Below are 23,760 nucleotides of genomic sequence, written 5' to 3' on the forward strand. Positions count from 1 at the left end.
CCTTTCAGCTGGCTGCCCGGAGGCGGAAGGGAATATGGTTGTTCTTTAAAACATCTGCGGATTCCTGAATGAGCTGGTCGCACATATAGTTGCTGAACTGTCCGATGTGAGCCTGCTTATCTGTCAGACAGAACTTATCTGCCACCCAGCGATATGCTTCCGGTTTGGAAAGGATGCCCTGTTGCCAGATCTGATCGAAAATTCGATGTGCCTGAATCCGCTTTTGACGAAGCTCCCGGTTGGCGAGCGTTCCTTTTGGTATCTTGGTTCCCGGATGTACCCCGACATAGGAATTGCAGGATGGATAGTGGGAGCAGACATAAACCTGTCCGCCATGAGAATGCGTTCCATATACAAAGGATGCATCTCTTAATATTGCTGTTCCGCCGCAGTAAGGGCAGCGGATGATTTTTGGTTTCTTCATCTGTTTTCACCTCGCTTGTACATACACGATACGTAACGTGTACGTGAATAACCAGTACGTACTGTATACTTATATTGTAAGTAAGCAGGTGATGAATTCCCATAGGACGCAAGCGGATACTGATCCCAGATTCGGACTAAATGGCACGAATCCCCATTTTTCAGATGCCGGGATAGAAAATTGCCCGGATGAGCGGGAATAAGCCGCTGTCTGTGAAACGTGGATAATTAACCGGTGTAAAGATGAACTTCTCACAGAAAATCCGTAGCAGGAATAAGCTGATCAGTACCAGACAGAGCAGGTAAGTGTTCCTGCGCCTTCTGGTCCATGGCTTTTTCGGACGGAATTTCACATACAGGACAAAAATCATGGGAATAAATATCAGGTTCGTAAAGACCTGATCGATACATTGGATGATTGAAATTACGTTTAACATAGGCAGTGCCTCCTTTCTTTACATATCCTGTACGTATAAGAGCCTGAAAGTGCAACTTTTTGTTACCAGTCATATTGCTGGTTCTCCTGAAGCCGGAGCAGTGCCGGAATGGGGCATGGCTTTAATGGCAGCTTCTGAGCGGCCAGATAGGGCAGATAAAGCTCTGTAAAAGCAGCAATGCTCATGCTTCCGGTACATTCGGTTGGCTCCGGTATCCGGGGAAACAAAAGCGCTGCATCTGAAAGAGGGAGGATGCAGGGGCTTCCCGTTTCATCCGGATGGAATAAAAAGCCGGAGTTCTCACAGCTTTCCTGTGCGTTACAAGTGCGGCACCAGACGTAGATACAGGAGTGCCAGTTCCCTTCACAGAGGTTCAGAAAATGACGGATGTGCTTGGCATCTGTCTTGCAGTGGGGGTGTTTCATATTCATCACCTACTAAAGAAGCAGGCAGTTCCATGTGGGAGCTGCCTGCAGGAGTCTTCGTTATGAGTTACTGATGTTTCTTTTTGCGTTTGAAGTAAACGATGCCCAGGACACTTGCACCTGCAAGTGCAGCTATGGCGATTCCGGCATATAGGAGAAGCGGCGTCTCATCGCCGGTCTTTACAGGCGGAGCTACCGGAGGCGTCTCCGGTTCTTTCGGAAGCTCCGTCATGTGTACGGTCTGACCTTCATCCTTCAGATCCTCATGGGAAGCAATCTCATGTTCGGTTTTTCCGTCTGTATAGTAGAGCTTTTCAAAGACAACCACATCCTGTCCGGCAAGAGCAGAAGCGTCGAAGGTAAAGGTAACTTCCACAGAGCCGCCAGCTTTTTCTGCTTTAAATTCTGCCTGAGCGGTAACTGGTTTTCCGTCTTTTAACAAAGCCTCTTCGGTTTCCTTATTCATCAGGGTTCCGATGACTTTGTACTCAGATCCAGGCATCAGACCATGATAAGTGACCGTATCTACGATAGTCGCTTCCTTGGAAGCAGAGACATCCTGATCCCCGTCACTGCCGTCTTTGGCTGTGGTTTTGATTTCCGGGAAGTAAATAGTCTGTCCTTCATCTGCAATGTCTGCGTGTACGGCAACTTCCTTGTCTTTGTAAGCCAGGGATTCAAAGACAACTACCGTTTTCCCTTTTAAGGAGCTGGCATCAAAGGTAAAGGTAACCTCTATCGTACCAGCGGATTCTTTTGGCTTGAAGGATGCTTTTGCTGTCACCGGTTTTCCGTCTGTTTCGACTGGTTTCTTTGTTTCTTTATCCATCAGAGTTCCGGTCACTTCATATTTATGGTTAGGAACCAGCCCCTTAAAGGAAACCGTATCCACCAGCGTGATTTCTTTCTTTGCACAGGAAATATTGGAGTTCGTGTCCGCATCTTTCGCAGTAGTCTTGATTTCCGGGAAATAGATGGTCTGGTCTTCATCGTTGATGTCGGTATGGACTGCAAGCTGCATCTCATCCTGATATAATTCCTCGAAGACAATGGTTGTTTTGCCCTTTAAGGAAGTTGCATCAAAGGTAAAGGTTACTTTGACGGAGCCAGAGGATTTCTTTGCAGTAAATTCTGTTTTGGAAGTCACCGGTTTTCCATCCACAAGGATTGGTTCGCCTGTTTCTTTGTCCATTAACGTTCCAGTCAGTTTGTATTTCTGGCCTTTTTTCAAGCCTTTGTATTCCACAACGTCTTCAATCGTCACTTCTTTTGCCGGCTGGCTCATGTGTGTACCGGTCTCGGCATCCAGAGCAGTCGTGCCGATCTCAATGGCATCATCGGTCAGAGTTCCAACCCGTACAGTTACAGAATCCTTATAAACTTTAACTTCAAATTTTAAGAGATCCATGCCTTTATTGGAGTCGCAACGCTGTTCCTCCAGGATGTAAGTATCGTAAATCAATGCTCCTTTGGAATCATCCGGTTTGGATGTGCCGAACCAGATGCCGTCCTCTGGAGATTCGCCACGGTTGGTATTGGATGTATGTTTGTTCCATTTTGAGGAAGTGCTGGCATAACCATTGGCATCTGTTACGATCACATGGCTTTCACTTGTTGTTTTGGAAGTGATCTTAAATGGAACATTTGCCAGACGATTCTGGCTGCCGTCAGCAATCTTGACAAATTCCAGATCCCCGCGGATGACCTGATTGGAGATGGAATTGTCTTTTGCAGTCAGTTCCACGATTTTTCCCTGTTCTGTGATGTCAAATTCTACAGAGATCTTTCCGCTGTTCAGATAACCGGAAGGTGCAGTTGTTTCATCCACACGGTAATGTCCGAATGGGAGAGCATCTTTTGCAGTTGCAGCAGAACCGGATTTATCGGCAGTAAGTGTAAGGACAACCTGATCTTTCGTGTAGGATGTTCCGTCTACTAATACCGGATTTTCATTTAACGTAGTGATCGCAAAGACAGTACCTTCCAATGTGGCAGAACCCTGCGGTTTTGCTTCTCCGGTCTCGCTGTCACGTTTCTGGATCTTCACTCCGCCACGGATGACAGATTCTTCTACGGTAGAAGACTGGTATACCGAAACCGTTTCCTGCTTACCGTCACCTGTAATTTTCTGTACGAAGACAGTTGGATTGAGCTGGTATCCGGCAGGGGCTTTGCTTTCCTGTACCGTTATGGTACCGAGCGGAAGACAGACGGTCTTGCCATCACTGGTATAGTAAAAGGCATCGCCGCTTACAAAGGAATCTTTGGTAAAATGCATCTTTCCGGAAACATCTGTTTTTAATACCCAGGTACGTGCCGGTTTCTTTCCAGCTTCCGCAGGATCACTGTCAGACTGCTCGGTATAGAACTTGACTGTAAATTCTGCGTCTGCAAGGGAAGCTGCTCCCTGTGGGGAGGCTTTCTTTGTTTCGGCATCCAGCTTTTCAAGCACCAGATCCATAGGATTATTCTGCGGAATCTCTGTTACGTTTGCAGCAGAAGTCTGTTCTGCTTTTACAGTGACTTTGTGAGCTTTGGTGTCTACAATGTAGCCTTTGGAAGCAGAGAGCTCTTTTACGGTATAATCGCCTTCCTCCAGTTCGCCGGATCTGGCATACCCGTTTTCATCGGTGGTCAGTTTCTGGATGAGCTTCTCACCCTGATAGATTCCATACACAGCACCCTTTAAGCTGTAATTCGGATTCCCGTCCGATATACTTCCGTTGGCAGAAGATTTTTTCAGTTCGATCCAGCCGTTTGGAACCTGATACCAGCTTCCGGCAATGGTCTGGCTGCCCTGTCCCGGAACGATGAATGCCCGGAAGTCTTCCGGCGGGTTCGGAAGTCCCTGGATGGCACTGGCTACTTCCAGTGCTTTATCAATATAGGACTGCGGAGCGCCATGGAAAGCTCCGGTGTCAGCGGAATTACCGGCATAGATGTAAGCGACAACCAGATGTCCGATGACATAGCTGTTATCATCACTCCAGCCACTGAAATATTTATCCTTGACGACTTTATCGTAGCCGTAGCCGCCGTTTAAGTAGTAGAGCGCTTTTCTGAGCGGGGAGTTCTGGCTTAAAAGGTCATAGGAATAGGAACCGGAGGAAGGGGTTTTCTTCAGTGGTTCCACGCAGTAGGCAGTATTGCTCCCGTCAAAGCTCATGCGGGAGGTAAAATAGCTGCCGTAAGGGATATTGGCACCTGCCTTATAGCTGATGGTGCCGTCGGCTGCATGAACCGGAAAACTGCCGGAAAACAATGCGCCGACTGCGACAAGGACTGCCAGCAGCATAGCCAGCGTCCGTCTGGTATAGGATTTGTATGTCTGTAACATAAGTCTCCTCCTTCTTGAAGTTCAAATGAAAAGGGCAGCGTCAGTGCTGCCCAAAGTTACACGGCCGGTTTCTTCTGTTTTGCAAGGATTTCCAGAAGCTCCTGCCGATCTGTGGTAATCAGCTCCTTTTCCAGATTGGAAGCCTTAAATTCCACAGTGATGTTATTGTTGTTGGTTGAGATCAGACCGTTTCCTCGTTGGAAATGGGTGATGTTCATAACTTCCGTTTCCGAAAGATGCAGGATGGTTTTCACTCGCTGCGCCTCTTCATCCTCCATATTGAGAATGATCTTGGTCTTGCAGTTGTTGATGATGCCTTTGCCGTATTTTCCGTCATCCAGAGCAAAGAAGTCGTTCAAATCCTGCGTGGCAAAGATGCCGGCTCCGGAGTAAGCCCGGATGATCTTGGCAATCTCCAGTACGAATTCCGCTGCAAGCCGGTTGCTGGATGCACCGATGAGCTGCCAGACCTCATCGACAAAGATGGCTTTCTCTTCGGTACGGTTTTCCTTCGCTTTATCCCAGACATAATCCAGGGCAACGAACATGCCGACCGTTAAAAGATCGCTGGAACCGGTCAGTTCGGAGATATCCAGTACCGTATATTTATTGGTCAGGTCCACATTGGTCTGCTGGTTAAAGGAAGAAGCAGAACCGTGAACCAGGCGGTTCAGGATATGAGCTAGACGTTTGGTATCCTCGCTTTCCAGCAGGACATTGTAGACATCCTCCAGAATGGGCATCTTTTTGTACTGCTCCGGATGCTGCGGATCTGTCAGGGATTCATTTTTATGTGTAATCCCTTTTAAGGCATAGGTTTTGATCAGGGCTTCATCCAGAAGCTGCTTCTCCTCATGGGACATATCCGGGATCAGCAGGCTGAAAAAGATATGAAGCCGCTGGATCTTGCCAGCCAGTGCGGAGGCATCGAGGGTCGGTCCGTCTAAAAGTTCATTTACAGAATTATCCACCTTTCGGATTTCCATGATGTTGATACAGTTTTTGCTGGCAGGGGAAATCTGGATAAATTCTCCGCCAACATTTCTTGCTGCACGATAGAATTCGTGTCCCTTTAGGGGAGCGATGATGAACACCTGGATGTCTTTTCTTCGCATCCTTAGTGCCATGGTCTGCATGGTGAAGGTCTTTCCTGCTCCCGAACAGCCTAAGATACAGATGTTGCTGTTCTTGTACTGCCTGGAATCAAAGATATCTGCAATGACCAGGGAATTGTTATGCTTGTTTACCCCAAAGAGGATTCCGTTATCATCGCAGATACTGTAGCTGACGAAGGGATAGCAGCTTGCCGCCCCGGAAGTCAGTACGTTCCGCTTGGACAGCTTAAAAAGCTTCTTGTCCAGATTTGCCAGCGGCAGGGAGGAGAGAAAGCCTTGCTCCTGTAAAAAGTAGCAGGAGTGTAAGTTCATATCCTGCGAGATCAGGAGCTTTTTCATTTCCTGAATCCGCCACTGCAGTTCTTCCAGCGTGGAAGCGGTAATGGTGATGAGAAGATTCATGTAATAGAAATCTTCGTTGTTGGCAAGTCCCTGCTTCAGAAAATATCCGGAGCGGATGGCAGAGTCCAGGTCATCATAGTCAGTGTTGGTATCGGACGCATCCTTTAATTTGGAACGGTTGATACGGATCTGCTGACCGAGACGCTGCTGAATCTTGTCCTTTGGCTGTTTCTGGAGAAAGAAATCAATATCAATCCCTTCCCCGGCATTGACAAGGAGTGACAGCCATCCGGGAGTTACCCGGTTTTTGTAGCCGTCAGACGGCACAAGCAGGTAGGAATGGTAAAGCCCATTGATCTGCACATAATGGGAGTGCTTGAAATCCACACTTTCCGGTGCGAGAAACTCGTTGATCCGGATGTGATCCAGTTCCTCCATGCGGTTTTCCTTTGTATAGGCGGACAGTACAGTGCTGATCCGGTCCGGAAGCGGAACCTCCGTACAAAGGGTACGGTTTAACAGTGTGTACAGGACATCTGTGGTAAATTCATCCTCATTGTCATGGGTGACCACTTCATTCCCGCACTGGTACAAAAAGGTTTTGGCAGTCTGTGCCGCTGTCTCAAGAGCAGCAAGAATTTCCCGTTCTTCTTCTTTCCGGTTGATATTAAACGGTTCATATTCAAAAATCAGAAAGAATCGTCTGGAAACCGCTTCTCTGGAACTTAAATGCTGAACGAACTGGATATAATCCCTTTGCAGTTCCTGACAGTGGGGATCTGTTTCCCGTTCCAGCTCCAGCCGGGACTGCTCCAGATGCTTATTGATGTCTGCTTTTTTGGAGATCATCTTGATCTGGAGTTTGACCGGGCTGATCTTTAAGTAACTGATAAAGCTGTAGATAATGCCCTGCTGTTCTCTGGCACTTCGAAGCAGGAAGTTGATTGGTTCAATCTCCAGGATCTTCACGTACCGTCCGTCTGTGGTATAGACGATCCCGTTTGCGATTTTTTCCACCGGAAGATAATCCTCCAAGGTCTGGTCTTTCTTTCGCTTTTTCCGGGAAACGGGGTTTGCCGTGGCAGATGAGGCGTCCTTCTTGGAACCCCCCTTCTTTTTCTGCTCTTTTTTTGCCGCCCGCTTTTCGGAAACTGCCCGTTTTTCTTCCTCCTTTCGTCTCCGGACTTCCGTTTTTTTCTGGATTTTTATCTGTTTCGCCGCCTCTTTTTTCTGTCGGCTGGCTTCTTTCTGCTCCCACTTCAGATAACGGATATCTTCCTTTGCCTGTTTTTTGATGCCCCGCTTGGTGGAGGTATCAAACTGCCGGTGTTCTTTTTTTTTACTTTTTGGCGGGGCTGGTGCGTCCGGTTCAGACTGCGGGGGAGCCGATGCCATTACTTTGGAAGGCTTTGCCATTTTTTCTGCTTTCCGGTGTTTCTTTGTCTTTGGCTCTTTGGAACGTGGTTTCCTGAGTGGCTTTCCTTCCGGAAGACTGTCGGACCTCCAGATTACCCTGCGGTTCACTACAAAACGCAGGGCATTCATCAGAAAGGCAGTGATGCTCTCTCCGCCGATTCCAATCAGGGCTACCATTGCCGCCGGAAGTGCGGTCATGCAGAGAATGATGATGCGGGCAGTCAGGGACAGCGGCAGGTGGAAAACAGGGATACCGATTGCCAGGGAAAGAACAATGCTTTCTATGGCATTGCGGATGTCAAAAGTTCCGTTTAGGATCTTGCCTTTCTCAATGAAGTTGGGCGGGATAAAGGAAACCGGTGTTTCTTCTGGCTGTGTCATGGCTGCACCTCCTTTTTCGTATCTTTCGCATCTTCCGAAGGTGTGGAGGCACTGCCGGATTCTGTGTCCGGAGCTTCCGGGCTGTCAGAAGTATCCGGATACCCGCCTTCCTGCAGGTGTTCGATGTCCTGCGAAGTCAAGGACGGCAGGGAATCATCGGTCTGCTTTTCGTAAACAGTCGTATCTGCAGAGACCTGTACCCCGTCTTCTCCAAATAAAAACACACCCGTCGGGGTGTGGTAGGTAACCGGAAGCGTATCCTGATCGGAAAGTGAAAACATCAGGCAGACGGTTGTTTCGGTAGGGTAGCTGGTTTTTTCCGGCAGGAAGGTGATGCTTGTCTGTTCTTTTTTGACATACTCTTTTAGGTAGACAGGAAACTGCTCTTTGAGAGAAGCAATCTGGCTGTCGGAGAAAAATGCTTTTAAAGCAACAAAATCCAGATATTCCGGCATGGGGGTATCGGAATTTGTTTCTGTTGTTTCCTTTGCCGGTTCCCTGCCTTTGTTTCCGGAAGCTTCTTTTTTCTGGCTTTTCCAGAAACTGGGGAGAACCAGTCCGGCAAGCAGCAGAAACAGCATCAGAAAAATGGAAAGAATCACTTTTGTTCTGTTCATAATGGCTCCTTTATCTTTTGTCGAAGATCCAGTAGGCATTTGCCGTGGCATGGATTTCCGACATCATATCAAATTCACGGTTAATATAGTTCTTTGCGTCACTGTCATTGGGATCATTGACCAGTATCTTGCCGTTTGCCGTAACACCCCGGAGCACGATGAAGTGCCCGCCGCTGGTGAAAAGTCCTGCCTGCTGAGAGGAGATGACCGGACGGCCTTCGGAGAGTGCCTGAAGTACCGTATTGGCATTGCTGGTCTGTGTGACGTTGCCACAGCCGAAATGACTGGCTGCAGCCTGAAAGTAGCTCCAGTAGGTTCCAACTCCCGGCTTATAATAGGAATTCCCGCACCATGCCACCGCATCCGGAGGGGTAATAGTGTTCCCGGTCAGGTAGCTGGCGATCATGGCAAAGCTGGTAGGCCCGCATCCGGAAGATGCGATGGAGCTGCCGCCATAAGGGATGTTCCCGTAATCGGTCTGGAGATAGTGCGGAATCTGCATTCCGTTTGCCGGATAGCTTCCGCCGGTATTGGTAATCTGATAATACCGGAGAACATGCTCCACATATTCCTTGTCCCCATACCGGTCATAATGCCAGTTCGGACGGGCACACATCATATCCGAATAAGCAATGGCGTTTTCTTTGGTATAGCCGCCGTCACGTTCCATTGCCCAGTCGATATAGCCGGAGCCGTAATTGTAACCCTGAAGTGCCAGCTTGATGCGGTCCAGGTCGGTAGGTCCGGTACATCCTGCTTTATCCAGTGCATACTTTAATTCCTGAATCCCACATTCGATGGAATAAGCAGGATCGGTGATGCCGTTGGGGACATGGGGGTATTTCTTATTAAAGCCGCCTTCTGCCGCCTGCATGGGATCGCTTCCACGCCCGCCGCTTTCCTGCATCATGACTGCCATGAGGAGTTCCACATAAGCTTCCATGCCGTATTTCTGTGCGACCTGCTGGATGGTAGCCCGGTAAGCCAGCACCTCATCGCTGACACCTACCGCCATGGCAAGACCGGAAGCGGAGCCGCCAAAGAACATGGTCAGGTTTTCCACATAACTGTCTGCCGTTTTTTTCTGCTTATCGGTCAGATGAAAGACGTGATCTGCAAAGTAGGCATCTCCGGCATAGCTGACCATGTAGGTATGGCGGGTAAAAGTAACCTTTCTGGGTGGTGCATTTTCCTCTTCTGCCGGAACTTCTACCGTGACCGTTTCTGAAGTAACGTCATAAGAAAAAAGCCCGTCCTCGTTTTCCCGGATCAGGCTTTTGAGTTTGCTGATATTTATATTTTTATAGTCATCCTGGCTGGCACAAAACTGTGCGATGAGCTGGTTCGCATTTACGATGATACTGGAAGCGTAAGGATCGCTGATAGAGGCAGTATCTCCTTCTGGGAGTCTGGAAATTTCCGCATTGATCTTAGCAAGCAGTGCATCATGGCTTTCTTGAAGCACCTCCACGATTGCCTGATTGGAAGCCCGGATATTTTCACTGATTACCGTGTTGCTGGTCAGTGCTCCGGTATTTTCAGTGAGGTCTCCGAAGACGAGTCCCGGAAGCATGACAAGGAACAGCATGGGAAGCATCAGTACACCGCCGACGGCTGCTCCGGTTTTCGCAAGGGTGCGCCTGTGCCGGAATACTGTACCGATGACAGCAAGAGGACTGCCCATCAAGGCTGTTTTTGGCATGTTACATACGCTCCTTTCGCTGTGGGGCTGGCGGCAGTTTCTGGACAATGGATTCATTGTAGGCTACTTTGCCGTTGCCGGAAGTATATGGTGTTTTTTCTACCGTATCCTGTGCATACTGCTTGTACCAGGTGGAACCGTCTACGGACTGCACCGTAGAGTAGGAGCCCTGAGTCGGAGCTGCATACTGGTCGGCATGGTACAGGGCAAAATCCCGGTTCCCGGAACTTCCGGTTTCGGTACCGGTGATCCGTCCGCCGCCGATTTCTACATTATCATAGGAAGAACCGCCGCCCGGCTTGATGCCCATATAGGAAGTAAAGGCTTTCTGTGCGTCTGCGCCCTTGATGGAACCCACCTGACCGTAATTTCCCTGTGCAATGTTGCTGATGACCTGATTGGCAAAGTCTCCGCCTTTGTTCAGGGATGACTGGTAAAGCATGTTCCCGATACTGCTGTGTTCGGTATAACCGGTTGCGGAATTGACCGCTTCCCTTTGTACCTGTCTTCCCACCGCTCCGGCAAGCCCGCCGGATAGGAAGCTTCCTGCGACAGCCGCACTTCCGGGAGAAGAGGCTTTGCGGTAGCCGCCACCACCATGGGAACGCATGGAACCGGTCAGGCTCCGTCCTGCAATCAGAAGTTCAGCCATCATGTTTCCTCCGGTATTGCCGACATTGATGCCAAGCGATGCCAGAAAAGAATCAATTTTCTGGGATACCTTTAAAAAGGCAATGGCACACAGGAACCAGACGAAGACATTTCCGGTTACCGCCTCCTTTCCCTGACTGGCAACTGCCGCTTCCACGTCTGCTTCCGTAAGCTCCGCTGCAAAGACCGGCATGGAGCAAAACAGTACCAGACAGGCAGTTAATACCAGGAATGGTATGAGTTTCTTTCTAAGTTTCATTTTGGTCCTCCTTTCTTATAGGGATAACGGATTGGCAAGGAAGGTGCCGACCATAGAAGTAAACAGCCGCAGGCACCACGCATTCATCAGCAGCAAAAAGAACTGGCCGCCAAGCATCCGGCACCAGCTTTTGAAGATATTTCCGGTTGACTGGCTGGCACCCATGGAAAAAGCTGCCGGGGCTGTGTAGACCAGTACTCCCAGAAGAATATAACGTTCTGCCGCTTCAAAGAGCAGCTTGATGTAGTTCCACGCCAGAATCAGTACCAGAATCAGTGCAATGATGGCTACCGCCCCATTTGCACAGACTCCCAGGATGACTGTGACTACGGAGTTAAAATCCGCAAATTTTAAAGGTGGCAGGTCTTCCGTCAAAATCCAGTTGTACGGTGTTCCTGAAATCTTCAGGAGCAGATCCACAATATCTTTCGCATAGAAGGTGAGAAAGATAAAGAGGAAGGAACGGATGGACAGCTTAATGGGATCTTCCGCTTCGATACCGGCTCCCATAAAGTAATTTTTAAAGAGCTGCCATACCCAGTTTAAGAGGATCAGCCCGATGCCCAGTGCCAGAAAGACCTGATACATGGTCTCGGCTGCAGGAAAGTAGCGAAGAAACGTATCCATGGAACAGCCCAGAGCACCGAGGACTGAAGTGGTGATCAGATCCAGAATGTTCATGACCTGTTCGGCAATCCATTCCACGATTCCGTCAAGTATTCCCATAGTGGCATCTCCTTTCGTCTATCCGTTCCATTTTCCGCCTGCAAAGAACGGGGTGATGTAAGCCATGATAAAGCCAAGCCCGTTTAAGATCGCCCAGGTAATGACGATACGCTTGAGCCATGCACGTGATTCGTCCACGGTTTTTCCGCTTTTGGAAAAATTCATCATCAGAAGGGCAACCGATGCAGTTACAACTGCAGCAATGGTGGAAATGAGGATAATCTGGTTATAGACATCCTTCATGATCTCATTGGCTTTGGTCCAGATGGTAGCGGCAAAAACCGGCTGTGTGTATCCGCAGAGGACTGTGACAGCCAGAAATGCAGCATACAGGCATCTGCCATAATTGACATGCCGTTTTGTGTCCGGCGGAGCGTTTTTCAGTTTGTGTTTCACGTAAAGGTACCTCCTTTTTATAAGAGTGGCAGGAGAATTACCTCCCCTGCCTTTGCTTATGGTTTTCCTGCCTCAAGAAAAGACGCAGCCCGGTCAATGCAGGCTGCGTCCTAAATCAAAGTATGAAATTGTAAAGATCCTCCTATCTTACAGAAAAAATGCAACCTTTATGCCGCAGGAGAGGCTTCCCATACGGCAGTGCTGCGTTTCCTTCTGCATATAATTTTGACAATATCAATTTTAACATGGGTAAATTACCGCTACAATCGCAGGACTGTGCCAGTTACAGACGATGGAGTGCCAAAAATATGACCAACGCTAAAAGCGTTATAAATGCAATCCTTATGGATACTGTAAGCGTGATTTGCAACCAATTATACTGGATTTACATGACTAATGCTTTAAGCGTTAGTAAATACTGGAAGGAGGAGGTGTGCGTGTGAAAGGAATGGGAAAGGCAATCCGCAGGTACAGGGAAGAGGCAGGAATTACGCAGGAGAAACTGGCTGAACTGGTGGATATCAGTACCAACCATCTGGGTGCGATTGAGCGGGAAGTGAAAACACCTACGATGGAAACATTTGTAAAGCTGTTGAATGTATTAGGTGCGGAACCGAATGAAGTGCTGAAGGAAGTGATTCCTCTTACCAGAATGGAACATACTTCTGTAGTGGAAGGAAAGCTGGAAGGGCTCACACCGAAGAAGCAGGAAAGCGTGCTTCGGATGCTGGATGTGATAATTGAAGAGATGATGAAATAGAAGCTGTCTGCGAAATTGCCGCAGGCAGTTTTTTTGAAAGTTGTATATGCAATAAAACACATAAAAATATGCGATTTATGATGAAAGTGATTGCAAGATTTGATATAGTAATCCTAAAAGCATTATAAAACTAATTCTTAAAGGATGACTATGATATGAAAAAGGGATATGTGGGATTATTGGCATGTGCGGCAGGAATTCTGATCGGACTGGGAATCAGCCGGCTGGATCTGACAGGTTATCTTGAAAAAACACAGGAGCAGGAATATCACCCGGTAGAAAGAAAGGTGCCTGAATTAGTAGAAAGCAAGCTGAAAGATCCAAAACAGTGCTGGCTGTGTGGGAGTCATGAACGGAGCATGATGGGATATTTTCGGAAGTTTGATGATCTTGGAGTCATCTGTACCAATCAATGGTATGTGATGGATATGCATATACGGAATCACGATGAAGACGGGAATCTTACCGGCCCGCAGGGAAACGGGCATATGGGTTATACCGGGACAGGAGAAGGCGGCTGCTTTTTCCATACGGAGCAGATGTCGGATTACGGGATTTCCGAAGTATCGGTGGATTACGGGGAAGATAGTATCTTCGATGTGAAAAAAGTACAGAACCATCTGTGTCAGGAATGTCTGGATAAGCTGGTGGAAAGCATGGAAGTATTCTGTGAGGAAACACAAAAGCCAAAGCCACGTGATCTGGTACTGGTGGATTTTCAGACATTGGAGCTGTACGCCCTTCAGGAGCATAATGCGGGATACTTTATCCGGGATTATTATGTGGAAATTGAATCAGATGAGGAGACTATGAAGATCCAGGCGTTTTACTGTCCGAAGCTTGTGAACGGGAAAAAGGCTGGGGAATAAATTGTGATTTGAATTGGGGAGGAGTATAATATAAGTAGGTTTTATGTATTAGAAAAATTTGAAGTTGATGGAGGAAAAGCAATGACAATAGCGGCATCGTGGGTGAGAAAAATTCATAATTGTGAAGAATTAATTTTTATTTCTGATAGTAGATTATGTGGAGGACATCGCTGGGACGAGTGTCCAAAACTTACAACTTTGCCGGGAAATACATGTGCACTAGCGTTTGCAGGAGATACTGAATATGCATATCCAATGATGATGCAAATTAGGCAGGCAATGACGGGATATACAAGAATAGAAACACGGGCAATGGATATAACCGATATTAATGGACACCTTTTAAATCATGCAAATCATCTAATGAATTCAGTGTATGATTTGGCTGATCCAAATTATGTTCCCGATAATGAATTCGTTTTTGGAGGATATTCGTGGGTGGAGAAGAAATTTAAAATTTGGAGATATTATTATGATAAACATGATAAGTCTTTTGCAAAGGACGGAAAGAACCATAGAATAATATCTAGTGTGAGTGGCAACTTTGTGGCAATTGGTGATCAGAGAGAAAATTTTAAAAGAGAATTAAGGGATTTATTAAGGAAAAAGTATGGAAACGATATCGAGAAACAAAAAGGGATTGTTTTAGATATGGAGCCTTTTGAAGCATTATGCAGAATGCTTCAAAAAACAGATAAAAGAGATACAATAGGAGGAGCTCCGCAGATGATCAAGTCGTATCAGTATATGAATTGTCGCCCTGTGGGAGTATACTGGCCAGAAAAGAAAGATATGTTTTCAAATCGCACATTATTAGGAAGAAGGTTATTTGACTATGAAGATACAAAATATTGGTTTATAGATCCAGTCACGCTACGAACTAATCCATGTAATAAGATTGAAGAACATGATGAATTGAGAAGTATATAAAAATTCTATTTTGTGGAGGGGATAGATATGACCAATAGAGTGGAGAAGACTAATGAAATGAAAATTTTTTGTAGTGAAGACGAGATAAATTATAATCAATCAAATAATTATGCTTTTTTGAACTGGTGTTTTGATGACGCTATGGGGGGAAATGATAAAAGTAATCCGGTTCAAACTATAAATGATAATTTTGAAATGGGCAAAGCATATATGGCCAATGCAGTATTAGGGCTGTATTCAATTTTGTATAATAGAAATCGTTATTGTGTGGCAGATATGCTTGTTTTTCCTATTTTATTTGACGTATGGCATGGCGTAGAATTGTGGCTGAAAAGTAGTATAAATGCAATTCATTTTCTTATTCATTCTGGAGAGAAATTAAAAAATAATCACGGTATTTATGAGTATTTAAATATTTTAAAGTGTGAATTGAGTAGACTAAATATGAACAAATCAATAGAAATCGCACTATCAGAATTGAGCGTACTGATCGAGGAATTAAAACGTGTAAATGCACATTTTGATTTTGCGAGATATTCATTTGGAAGAAATGGTGAATATCAGTTTTATAATGCACCGTTAGGTGAGGAAAAACAATGGCAGAAGAAAAATATGAGTGGGCGAGAGTCGATAATTCCTAATACAGGGGTTGATCTTCAAGTGTTATTTACTATTCTTTTAGGAGTTGTTGAGAATTTTAAGGATCTTGTGGAATATTTAACTTTGGTAATATCTGAAGGAGGTGAACTGTCAGATGAAGCATATATGGAACATCTGAGAATATGTAAAAAATTTGAAGAACATATAAATCAGGATAGTGATGACAAAGAGGATATGGGAATAGAAAAAATAATGGAGTTAATATATTCATACATTTTATGACATGTATTCTTCCCGTAAAGAAGTATGTGATTTGAGGAGAAGGTAGTTACATAAAAATGTTTGGGAATCATAGCAGGAATTTTAGGAATTGTATTGGCTGTCATTGGCATTGTACTGAAGCAGAAAGAAAATGCGGCAGTATCCGTGATAGGCGGTGCGGATGGTCCGACTTCTATTTACATAGCAGGGAAATTGAACGGGATAGTTTTAGTTTTCTGATTGTAATTGGTATTACTTTGTTGATTTTAGCAGGAATTGTTTTATACAAACGTAAGCATTAAGTTACAGTTTTTTAGACTGTGTATGGCGGAAGAACCGGGAAAGTGTAGATATATCATGGGGATTTTGGAAAAAAATAAAAAAAGTAAGGGTACAGCGTTTGTCTATGATGAGAATAATGATTACTATAAGATGGAAATAAACGGAATTGAATTTACATGCAACAGGATACATTCAGATTATAAAAAACGTGCAGTTGAACTGGCACAGGTGTATGAAAAAAGGCTTCCGGATATCGTGGATTATCTTATGCCGGATATAAAGGAGATGTTTGGAATTACAAATCCAGATGTAATAGCGAACTCACTGGGAAAGCCGAGTATAGATTTGGACAGAGGAACACTGACTTATCTGGAGCACACAATGGACAGCCTACATATTATTGAAATGGAATTTGACGGGGATTTTACCTCTTTTTATAATGCGTGCTTAGATGGGTAGCGAGGAAGAATATGGGAAAAATTAACAGAGAAGATATGCTGGAACTGACTAGACGTATGACAATCAAGAGAAACTGTTTCAGCAGGATTGCCGGAGCATACATGGATGAGGAAGGATTTGTGGATGGAACATTCAATACACATTTCCTGAAATTATCTGCTTCAGATCAGACGAGAAATCTGGCAATCGCAATGGCGAGTGATAAAGCAGAGCTGTGGGAATCGGAGGAAGTCTATCCGTTCCTTATGTGCGCCATCTGTCCGGTTTCAGGAGATTATGAGCCGGGGAAACCGGAATATGGGTTCCTGTTTCCGGCGTTTAAAGACCGGAGTGGGGATGAGCACCGGATCAACATTTATCATGCAGATGCGCTGCATCCGCATAGAGAGTTGTTCTTTGGTAAGCAGGCAGGAGAATAGGAACTATAATCTATCATCGTAGGAACTGTCACATCGTTTTCAGAAAAGCAGATATTTGCTATGCTTTATTTATGCCAACGGCAAATGAAAAAGCAAAGAGAGGTATCTGAAAAATGAATGAAGAGATGATGGAACTTTTGATGCAGAGTGCAATGGAACTGATGGAGCCGACCAGAACAAGGCTGCGGGAGCAGAATCCGGTGTTTGAGGAAGGCAGAAGTGTATGCGGCGAACTGGAAAAGAAGTTTGATGAGGCAGTGGAAGCACTCCGGAATGTGAATGCTGAAATGGCAGATCTGTTTGAGGAGCATTATAATGCCTACGAGCATTGGGGATATCAGACGGAGCTTTTCAGTTATGTGCAGGGATATCTTGACTGTATGCAGCTATTATCCGGGCTTGGTGTACTAAATGGGGTGAATCAGAAGTGGATTGATACATTCCTGAAAAGGTATCCGATGCAGAGATTAAAATAAAAGGGGGACTTGATTTCTCAAATCCCCCAGTGTATAATGAACTCAAGAAAGGTATTCAGATGCAAAATCTGATGCCCTCAGTTAAATTTTATATTCTATGTATAAGTCATAGCATCCAAAACTTTCCTAGGGTCGTGGATGCTATTTCTTATTATGTCGATCTATATAAGTCAAAGCCGCAAAAATTACCAATAGTAAAGTCAATACTTCCATTGTATTCATGGGCATCACCCTCCTTGGATACTAGAGGGCAAAATCGAAATGCATCCGTCTTTCCAGTTCAATAATACCGAATCAGTATACCACGTTCCTTTTTATGGAACAACCTATAATTTTAAATGGTCTGCTTGATGATGCGGGTGATGATGCCGAGGGCAACGTTCCGTTCCTCATCAATATGCGTCACCACAAAGGATACCTGATCCTTTTTCCCGACTGTCCGGCTGTCATAGCAGGAGTGAGCAATGGCATTGACACCGATGGAGAGCCGGACAAAGACGGTGCCTTTATGGATGTCTTCCACAGTTCCGGCGTATTTTCCCTGAATCTTACATTTTTTCATATTCTCTTTGCTGGTATTACCTTCCACGCTTTTTACATCTGCGTGAACCGTAATCTGCTCTGGTGAGTCAGCCTCCACATCCAGGATGCGTACCAGGATGTGGTCGCCCACCTGAAAGCGTTCTCTAGCATCGCCCATCCAGTCAAAAGACAAATCTCTGGCAAGAATGGAGGTTTCCACACCGAAAATTTCAGCACGGACTACTTTTTCAGCAACGGCAATGACTCTTGCCTGTACGATACGGTCTTCATAGACCTTTGGCATTCCGTTTGCGTCTTTATCCAGATAGAAAATCTGGCGTTTCTTTAGCATCGCTTCTTTGCGGCTGGCAACAATGCTGCGTGTTTTGGAATCCAATCCTTTAATCAGAAAATCAATCTCACATCCAAGCATATTGTTGAGGATTTTGTTCTGCCGCAGAGCAAGCTCCCCATAATCGTGTGCTTCATCCTGCATGAGATGAATCATCATCTCAGTTACCGGGATGACAGCACGGAAATCTTTGTAGTAAACCACGGCAATGAGGCTGCCGTTTTCTGTTTTCTCGATACCGCCAAGCATTCCGGTTAAGATACGGCGGGTACGGTAGGCATTCTGGATCTCATGCCAGGTAAGGTCTGAAATGGACTGGGCTGTTTCCAGCTTTGCATCGGAATCCAGAGTTAAAATAGATGTGTTGGTTGTTTCGTTTGGCATCATAGTGTCTCCTTTCAAATTATGACATGATAGAATCTTTATCTAAAGGAACCATGTCTGTGTGATCCGGATAGTTATCTGCTGAGAAGTCATCCGGGAAATCGTGATAGCCAGGTTCCTGATAAACGCTTTGCTGGTCAAAGAGAGGCTCAGCTTTTTTCTTTTTCTGCTTTCCATAAGAAGCGGTTTTTTTCGGGTGGGAAGCAGGAATAGTTGGAGTGTACGTATATTCTTCACTACATGCTCCTTTTCTCCATTCCGGAATATGCTCGGAAGCCTTCCGGGAAATGAGTTTTTTGGCATCCGGGTGCAGGGTGTAATCGTATTTTTCTACCTGCAGGACTTTCTGACCACGCAGGATAATCAGTGCGGTATCCAGAGGCAGGCGTAGGATCTCATCCGGAGTTAAGAGCTTTCGTTTCCCGATGGATCTGGTCTGGCGGTATTCTGGTGTATAATCGGATACCCTCCAGCTATTTAATTGTTTGGCTTCGCTGCTGACACCAACGGTCACATCACCGGAGCGGTTAGAGATAAATGTAGCAGTTACCTCATCCGTACAGCCTAAAAATAGCTGAGTGTCGCAGTTCCCGATGATTTCCTGCCATTGGTTTAAGGGATACCGGTTCTGCATCTGAGGCAGGTTCTGGAAAATGCAGGAAATACTGAGGTTTCGACTTCGGATCACGGAAATCTTTTTGTTGAGCGATAGGATTGCTCCCGTATTCGCCAGCTCATCAGCCAGGATATGTACCGGAACCGGCAGTTTTCCATCTTCCCCATAGGTGTCTGCATAACGGACCAGTTTGATAAATACGAAGGTCATAAACAGGGAAGAAAGAAAATCAAAAGTGCTGTCTTGATCCGAAGTGATGCAGAAGTATGCACATTTTTCTTTTCCCGGCAGCGTCAGGTTGATCTCATCATAGGAAGTGATCTGGCGGATCAGCTTGTTCTGGAATACCTGAAGTCTGGAACCGAGTCCGATGATGACGCCGGAACGTACCGTGTCACTTGCCTGCTTATAGATGCAGTAGGGGACTTTTGCCGGATGGGAGACCGGAAGCAGGTCAAAGAGGCTGTTCAGTTCTTTTTCAGAACTCATGGTCAGGAGTTTGTATACCTGTCCGATATTCTTTGCCTCCGGTGGGAATCCCTGATCCACATAGAGAATCAGAGCTTTTAATAAGTTCATCTCGGCATTGTCCCAGAAGTGATCGCCTTTGGCAGAACCGGTATTCTGGATGATGACATCAGCAAATACTTGTGCCATGGTTTCCTGTCCGCCAATTTCACCCAGACAATTCCAGCTATCCGAGTTTTCCGGGTTTACAAGATTAAAGGATTTCACGATATATCCGGCATTCTCAAGGTAAGTGGCTGTACTTTCGTACAATTCCGATTTTGGATCGGTGATGATGAGGCTTTCCCCGCGGGCAACACACTGGAAGATCATGTTGCGTGCAAAGGCCCGGCTTTTCATGGAACCGCTGGCACCGTAAACGGCAATATTCCGGTTCATGCGGGTATCCTTCGGGAGACAAACGGCTTTTCCGTTCAGTTTTCCAAGAATGGTTCCCTTGTGTTTCTTGACATCATTCGTAAGCTCCAGTACCTGATGCATTTCCTCCAAAGTCATAAAACCGGAAGTCCCATAGGTTCCCTTTGTGGAATAATTCAGGTTCCGGTCCCGGTCTGTTATTTCCCCGTTTCGGTCAAATCCCATACGCATGAGAAGGAAGGTCAGGAGTCCAAAAGCTGCCAGACATAGAAAAATCCCATACAGATTGTACGGGAAAGCAGTCAGGGCATCCAGACAGGCGAGCGGGTGCGGGGAGGGAATCTGCGGGGCAGTTCCGTTTCCAGCAAAATTGCCGGCAGATTCCCAGGTCTGATAGTTGCGGATAAATTGAGCAACATAGCCTCCTGCATAGAGGGTGCAGAAGGTGATCGGAAGCATATAAATGAGCTTCCACCATTTACGGTTCATGTAAAAACCCCCTTTTGAATTTGCAAAGGTCAATACTGGAGAAATGGATTGTGGCAGTTAAGTATTTTTTCAGGACCGGAATCTGAAAATCGAAACAGATCAGGTTCCCGGATCTGCCGTATACATTTAAGCCGGTATTGAACCGGTTGATTCGCTGCATGTCAAAATCATAAGCAAGAAGGATGGGGTTCCCGGAAGCATCCGTGGCATCATGTTCCAGTGGAATTGAATCGCTGCGGCAGCCCAGATCGGACAGCAGGAGGTTGTCCAGCTTTTCCATGATCTCAGGGTGAACCAGCAGTTTTAAAAGCACTTCCCCTTCCGGAGTATTGGGAAGGTAATGGAAATGCTCGAAGGAAGTGTCCAGCATAAACAGGCTCTTTTTGTAGCCTCCTGTACTGGTAAACAGCCGGAAAGCCATTTCCATGTCGGTTCCGGTCATGATTGCCCGGATCTGTGGATGTCCGTTGTAAGGGTAGCCTTGCAGGTAATGCTGCAGGAAGGCGTTTAAGCGGACTTCCGTTCGATATTCCCATTTCAGGACTCCGTTTCCCGTGTTGTAAAGGACATAGACACATTGCGGTGCCATCAGGATGCCCATGCTGCGGGAGTTCCTAATCTTCGTGGTCTCCGGGCCTAGTTCCTTAATTTCTCTGGAAGCGTAAAAAAGAGGAAGGTTTCGCATACCGATGGAACCAGCTTCGCGGTAATTACAGAAGATGTCAGGTTTTACATCCGGATAAAAGGGAATCCCGGCATGAAGGAGTGTCAGATACGTTTCGGCTTTCTGATGTAAGCGGATACGGCGGGATACTTCACTTCGGATGAGGTTCGTCTCGGTATTGCCGGTCAGATAGCACTGGAAGCGCAGCGGCGAGACAGATAACAGCATCTCTTTCGCAGCTTTGGTCAGCCGGTAGCCTCTGAGAGCATCCCGGTAGTGGGTACGGATGAGGTGTTCTGCCTTCAAATCCGTAATGAGTTTTTCCGCATAGGAGGCACTGGGGATGAGTCTGTTTAGCTGGTCTGCGGGAAATTCCCCGCACATCCCTATCATTTCCAGTAAGCGGTATTTCGTAGTGTCAGGTCTTATCAAATAAGCATCACCTCAGTTCAGTTCTTACCCATGCAAGCCTATACTTGGGTAAATCTCTGGTAGTTTGGAGAAAAAAAAGCAAGAAAACAAAGTTCCCTGCGGTGGTTCTTACCGATGTCGGATTTCTGCCTGAGAAGTCAGGAGATTTTCCGACATGCTTTCGTGATGATTTTTCTGGTTCTGCAGCCATTTCGGAAAGTCAGCTTTTTCCATAACCGATACCAGTGTATAGTCCTTTAAGCCAAGCTGTGTCGTGTAGTAGGAATCACAGAAAAAGCCGCTGTCATCTGTTAGAACATAAGTACAAAGTGTATCCAGAATCTGTTTAAACTCCAGATTGTCATAATCCCGGATACGTCTTTGAGGAAGTTCCCTGTCATATATTTGACTGAAGCATATCATGCAGTCACGATAGAGGGGCAGGGCATTTTGTTTTACATACTCACGAAGCATATAATTAAGCGGTTCATGGAGAAATGCAGTGTTTGTGTGGACTCTTCGTTTCGGAAGCAGTCCGGGAAGCGCAATGGTGAGAATCCCCTGCTGTTCTGCAATCCGGATTCCCTGTGCATCTGCCGCTTTGGGAAGATAAGCTGCTTGATTTGGAGAGAGGGCCGAACAGACAAGATTACGCATCTGGCAGGCAATCCGCTCCGTTCTAAGAGCAGCACTGACGCTCAGTTCCTCAAAATTTTTATCATAATTCTGGATATCAGTGACCTTCAGAGCGTAAACGGTATTCGTCAGTTTTTGCAGCTCCCCTTCCAGTTTTTCAAGCCGCTGGTAAATGGTTGGTGTATTTTGCATCATAATAACCTACTTTCTCATGTAGTAACTGACAGCACCGGATTCATTTACGAGGCAGTAAGCGGCTACATCATCAATGGTGATTTTGGCAGCCTGGCTTTCGGATTCTAAGACAATCAGGCGCTTGGAACCATTTGATGGGATACTTTCCATCACATGATTGATCAGAGCCTCCTGTTCTTCACCGATATAGATGATTTCGTATTGTTCATCTTGCGAAAAGAAATTGAGCTTGATTGGAAATTCGCCACTGGTGTGGTATATAATACCTTTCTTAAAATCCAGCAGTACCCAAAAGCATGTAATTATAGCATAGTCAGGATTCTCAGCAGACTGCTGGCTGTCACAAAGAAGGTCATGCTCTTTATCGTAAATGATGCGCCCTTGTTTGATGAGGCTGGTAATCAATGACTTGATAGACTGCTCATGTCGGGAGAAAAGTTGTAAAACCTGGTCATACTTCAGAGTATGGTAAGTGGTAATGAACCGTAAGAGCTTGGCTCCCTCTCCTTGATAGATTTCGTTCCTTGTTTTCATGATTGACTCCCTTCTATATATAATAGGAAACTTTATACGTATGGCTGTACGTACAGAATACGTTTGGTATTGTAAGTATAGTGTACGTACAAAGTACATAGAACCTGCTGTCAGCGATTGAATTTACAGGTACAAAAAAAGCACCATCTATGGGTGCTGGAAATAAGGAAAACTATAAGCAATACCTATTGTAGCATGGGTAATTTTACGCTTCAATCGCAGAAGCAGGTCATTTCTGTGCCATTTTATGAGCGATGCTATTCCGGAAAGAACTTGTTGAGCGTATCCAGTGTTTCTTTTGCAGTAAATCCCCAAAGAATGGTACTGAGTGCTTCAATCGCAGCCCTGCGTTTCCGGTAATAGGTGCGGTAGGAAATATTGGTGATGTGGTGAGCCAGCTTATCCAATATCTCATCTGTATTTTTCATTTCCTGTGGAGAGAGAAAAGCGTAGTAGAGAATCCAGTAATACTGTTCCCCATGCTTGTGATTGTTCCGGAGGAGATCGATGGATGATTCCAAAAGCTTCAGCATCTGGTTGCTTCTGGCAATACTTTTTGCCCGTTGTTCGATGTCGCTTCCGGTAAGATCAGCCCCGGCAGCATAGATGGAGTCCAGAAATTTGTCGATGTCATTGTCGTATTGGAGCTTAAACTGGTGCTCCATCTGGTGTACGACTACCTTCAGGCTGTAGGTTGCATCCCGGTATCTGCGTAAAAACTGATAGGTGTCGTGAAAACGTGGATCTTCTTCGGGTGAAGGAAATCCCTGTGTATTGCGGTTTGCCATG

24 protein-coding genes are annotated in these 23,760 nt (G+C 45.9%); 8 read left to right on the forward strand and 16 right to left on the reverse strand.

Going from position 1 to position 23,760, the window contains the following annotated elements:
* Positions 1–4: 4 nt before the first annotated feature.
* From LQE94_RS05425 to LQE94_RS05470, 10 genes are all read right to left on the reverse strand, one after another.
* Positions 5–424, reverse strand: coding sequence for a DUF3268 family zinc-finger domain-containing protein (locus tag LQE94_RS05425; protein WP_117536983.1), 420 nt, complete (start codon positions 422–424; stop codon positions 5–7).
* Between the two features lie 160 nt (positions 425–584).
* Positions 585–860, reverse strand: a complete 276-nt coding sequence (locus tag LQE94_RS05430) for a hypothetical protein (RefSeq protein ID WP_008373818.1) — start codon at positions 858–860, stop codon at positions 585–587.
* 62 nt (positions 861–922) lie between these two features.
* On the reverse strand, positions 923–1,285 hold the full coding sequence (locus LQE94_RS05435; RefSeq protein ID WP_040015509.1) for a hypothetical protein: 363 nt from the start codon (positions 1,283–1,285) through the stop codon (positions 923–925).
* Positions 1,286–1,352: 67 nt separating this feature from the next.
* The gene (locus LQE94_RS05440) at positions 1,353–4,622 is read right to left on the reverse strand and encodes a VaFE repeat-containing surface-anchored protein (RefSeq protein ID WP_240577159.1); all 3,270 of its coding nucleotides are present in this window, start codon (positions 4,620–4,622) and stop codon (positions 1,353–1,355) included.
* Between the two features lie 56 nt (positions 4,623–4,678).
* On the reverse strand, positions 4,679–7,876 hold the full coding sequence (locus LQE94_RS05445; RefSeq protein ID WP_240577160.1) for a TraG/VirB4 family ATPase: 3,198 nt from the start codon (positions 7,874–7,876) through the stop codon (positions 4,679–4,681).
* Positions 7,873–8,493: a DUF5038 domain-containing protein gene (locus LQE94_RS05450; RefSeq protein WP_181369366.1), complete on the reverse strand. Its 621-nt coding sequence runs from the start codon at positions 8,491–8,493 to the stop codon at positions 7,873–7,875. Before LQE94_RS05450 ends, LQE94_RS05445 begins: the two co-directional genes overlap by 4 nt.
* 10 nt (positions 8,494–8,503) lie before the next feature.
* Positions 8,504–10,195: a lysozyme family protein gene (locus tag LQE94_RS05455; protein WP_240577161.1), complete on the reverse strand. Its 1,692-nt coding sequence runs from the start codon at positions 10,193–10,195 to the stop codon at positions 8,504–8,506.
* A gap of 1 nt (position 10,196) precedes the next feature.
* Positions 10,197–11,105, reverse strand: coding sequence for a hypothetical protein (locus LQE94_RS05460; protein ID WP_109216361.1), 909 nt, complete (start codon positions 11,103–11,105; stop codon positions 10,197–10,199).
* A gap of 15 nt (positions 11,106–11,120) precedes the next feature.
* Positions 11,121–11,831, reverse strand: coding sequence for a hypothetical protein (locus tag LQE94_RS05465; protein ID WP_005333522.1), 711 nt, complete (start codon positions 11,829–11,831; stop codon positions 11,121–11,123).
* 18 nt (positions 11,832–11,849) lie between these two features.
* Positions 11,850–12,227: a hypothetical protein gene (locus LQE94_RS05470; protein ID WP_005333524.1), complete on the reverse strand. Its 378-nt coding sequence runs from the start codon at positions 12,225–12,227 to the stop codon at positions 11,850–11,852.
* 448 nt (positions 12,228–12,675) lie between these two features.
* Here LQE94_RS05470 and LQE94_RS05475 point away from each other — a divergent pair, with 448 nt between their 5' ends.
* The 8 genes from LQE94_RS05475 to LQE94_RS05510 all read left to right on the forward strand — a co-directional run bounded on the left by LQE94_RS05475 (position 12,676) and on the right by LQE94_RS05510 (position 17,283).
* The gene (locus LQE94_RS05475) at positions 12,676–12,987 is read left to right on the forward strand and encodes a helix-turn-helix domain-containing protein (protein WP_240577250.1); all 312 of its coding nucleotides are present in this window, start codon (positions 12,676–12,678) and stop codon (positions 12,985–12,987) included.
* A gap of 155 nt (positions 12,988–13,142) precedes the next feature.
* Entirely contained in the window at positions 13,143–13,856 is a 714-nt protein-coding gene (locus LQE94_RS05480) for a hypothetical protein (RefSeq protein ID WP_117536978.1), read from the forward strand.
* Between the two features lie 81 nt (positions 13,857–13,937).
* Complete coding sequence (locus tag LQE94_RS05485) at positions 13,938–14,786, forward strand: hypothetical protein (RefSeq protein ID WP_117536977.1); 849 nt, start codon at positions 13,938–13,940, stop codon at positions 14,784–14,786.
* Between the two features lie 27 nt (positions 14,787–14,813).
* Positions 14,814–15,668 carry a hypothetical protein gene (locus tag LQE94_RS05490; RefSeq protein WP_240577162.1) on the forward strand — a complete coding sequence of 285 codons (855 nt, stop codon included), beginning with the start codon at positions 14,814–14,816 and terminating at the stop codon, positions 15,666–15,668.
* 60 nt (positions 15,669–15,728) lie between these two features.
* Complete coding sequence (locus LQE94_RS05495; RefSeq protein ID WP_240577163.1) at positions 15,729–15,887, forward strand: sodium ion-translocating decarboxylase subunit beta; 159 nt, start codon at positions 15,729–15,731, stop codon at positions 15,885–15,887.
* Between the two features lie 117 nt (positions 15,888–16,004).
* Positions 16,005–16,388, forward strand: a complete 384-nt coding sequence (locus LQE94_RS05500; RefSeq protein ID WP_240577164.1) for a hypothetical protein — start codon at positions 16,005–16,007, stop codon at positions 16,386–16,388.
* A gap of 11 nt (positions 16,389–16,399) precedes the next feature.
* A complete protein-coding gene (locus LQE94_RS05505; RefSeq protein ID WP_117536976.1) occupies positions 16,400–16,807 on the forward strand; it encodes a hypothetical protein in 408 nt (135 codons plus the stop codon).
* Between the two features lie 113 nt (positions 16,808–16,920).
* On the forward strand, positions 16,921–17,283 hold the full coding sequence (locus LQE94_RS05510) for a hypothetical protein (RefSeq protein ID WP_117536975.1): 363 nt from the start codon (positions 16,921–16,923) through the stop codon (positions 17,281–17,283).
* A gap of 334 nt (positions 17,284–17,617) precedes the next feature.
* On the opposite strand, the gene LQE94_RS05515 is transcribed toward LQE94_RS05510, so the two are convergent.
* The 6 genes from LQE94_RS05515 to LQE94_RS05540 form a co-directional block, all read right to left on the reverse strand.
* Positions 17,618–18,544, reverse strand: a complete 927-nt coding sequence (locus LQE94_RS05515) for a S1 RNA-binding domain-containing protein (RefSeq protein WP_118520725.1) — start codon at positions 18,542–18,544, stop codon at positions 17,618–17,620.
* A gap of 16 nt (positions 18,545–18,560) precedes the next feature.
* A complete protein-coding gene (locus LQE94_RS05520; protein ID WP_117536973.1) occupies positions 18,561–20,531 on the reverse strand; it encodes a VirD4-like conjugal transfer protein, CD1115 family in 1,971 nt (656 codons plus the stop codon).
* On the reverse strand, positions 20,521–21,627 hold the full coding sequence (locus LQE94_RS05525; protein ID WP_240577165.1) for a hypothetical protein: 1,107 nt from the start codon (positions 21,625–21,627) through the stop codon (positions 20,521–20,523). Before LQE94_RS05525 ends, LQE94_RS05520 begins: the two co-directional genes overlap by 11 nt.
* 108 nt (positions 21,628–21,735) lie before the next feature.
* Positions 21,736–22,437, reverse strand: coding sequence for a DUF6100 family protein (locus tag LQE94_RS05530; RefSeq protein WP_240577166.1), 702 nt, complete (start codon positions 22,435–22,437; stop codon positions 21,736–21,738).
* 6 nt (positions 22,438–22,443) lie between these two features.
* On the reverse strand, positions 22,444–22,971 hold the full coding sequence (locus LQE94_RS05535) for a DUF5697 family protein (RefSeq protein WP_173690566.1): 528 nt from the start codon (positions 22,969–22,971) through the stop codon (positions 22,444–22,446).
* Between the two features lie 257 nt (positions 22,972–23,228).
* Positions 23,229–23,759 carry a hypothetical protein gene (locus tag LQE94_RS05540; RefSeq protein WP_005333547.1) on the reverse strand — a complete coding sequence of 177 codons (531 nt, stop codon included), beginning with the start codon at positions 23,757–23,759 and terminating at the stop codon, positions 23,229–23,231.
* Between the last annotated feature and the right edge of the window lies 1 nt (position 23,760).

This window comes from Mediterraneibacter sp. NSJ-151, assembly GCF_022487435.1.
GTDB classification, from domain to species: domain Bacteria; phylum Bacillota; class Clostridia; order Lachnospirales; family Lachnospiraceae; genus Schaedlerella; species Schaedlerella hominis.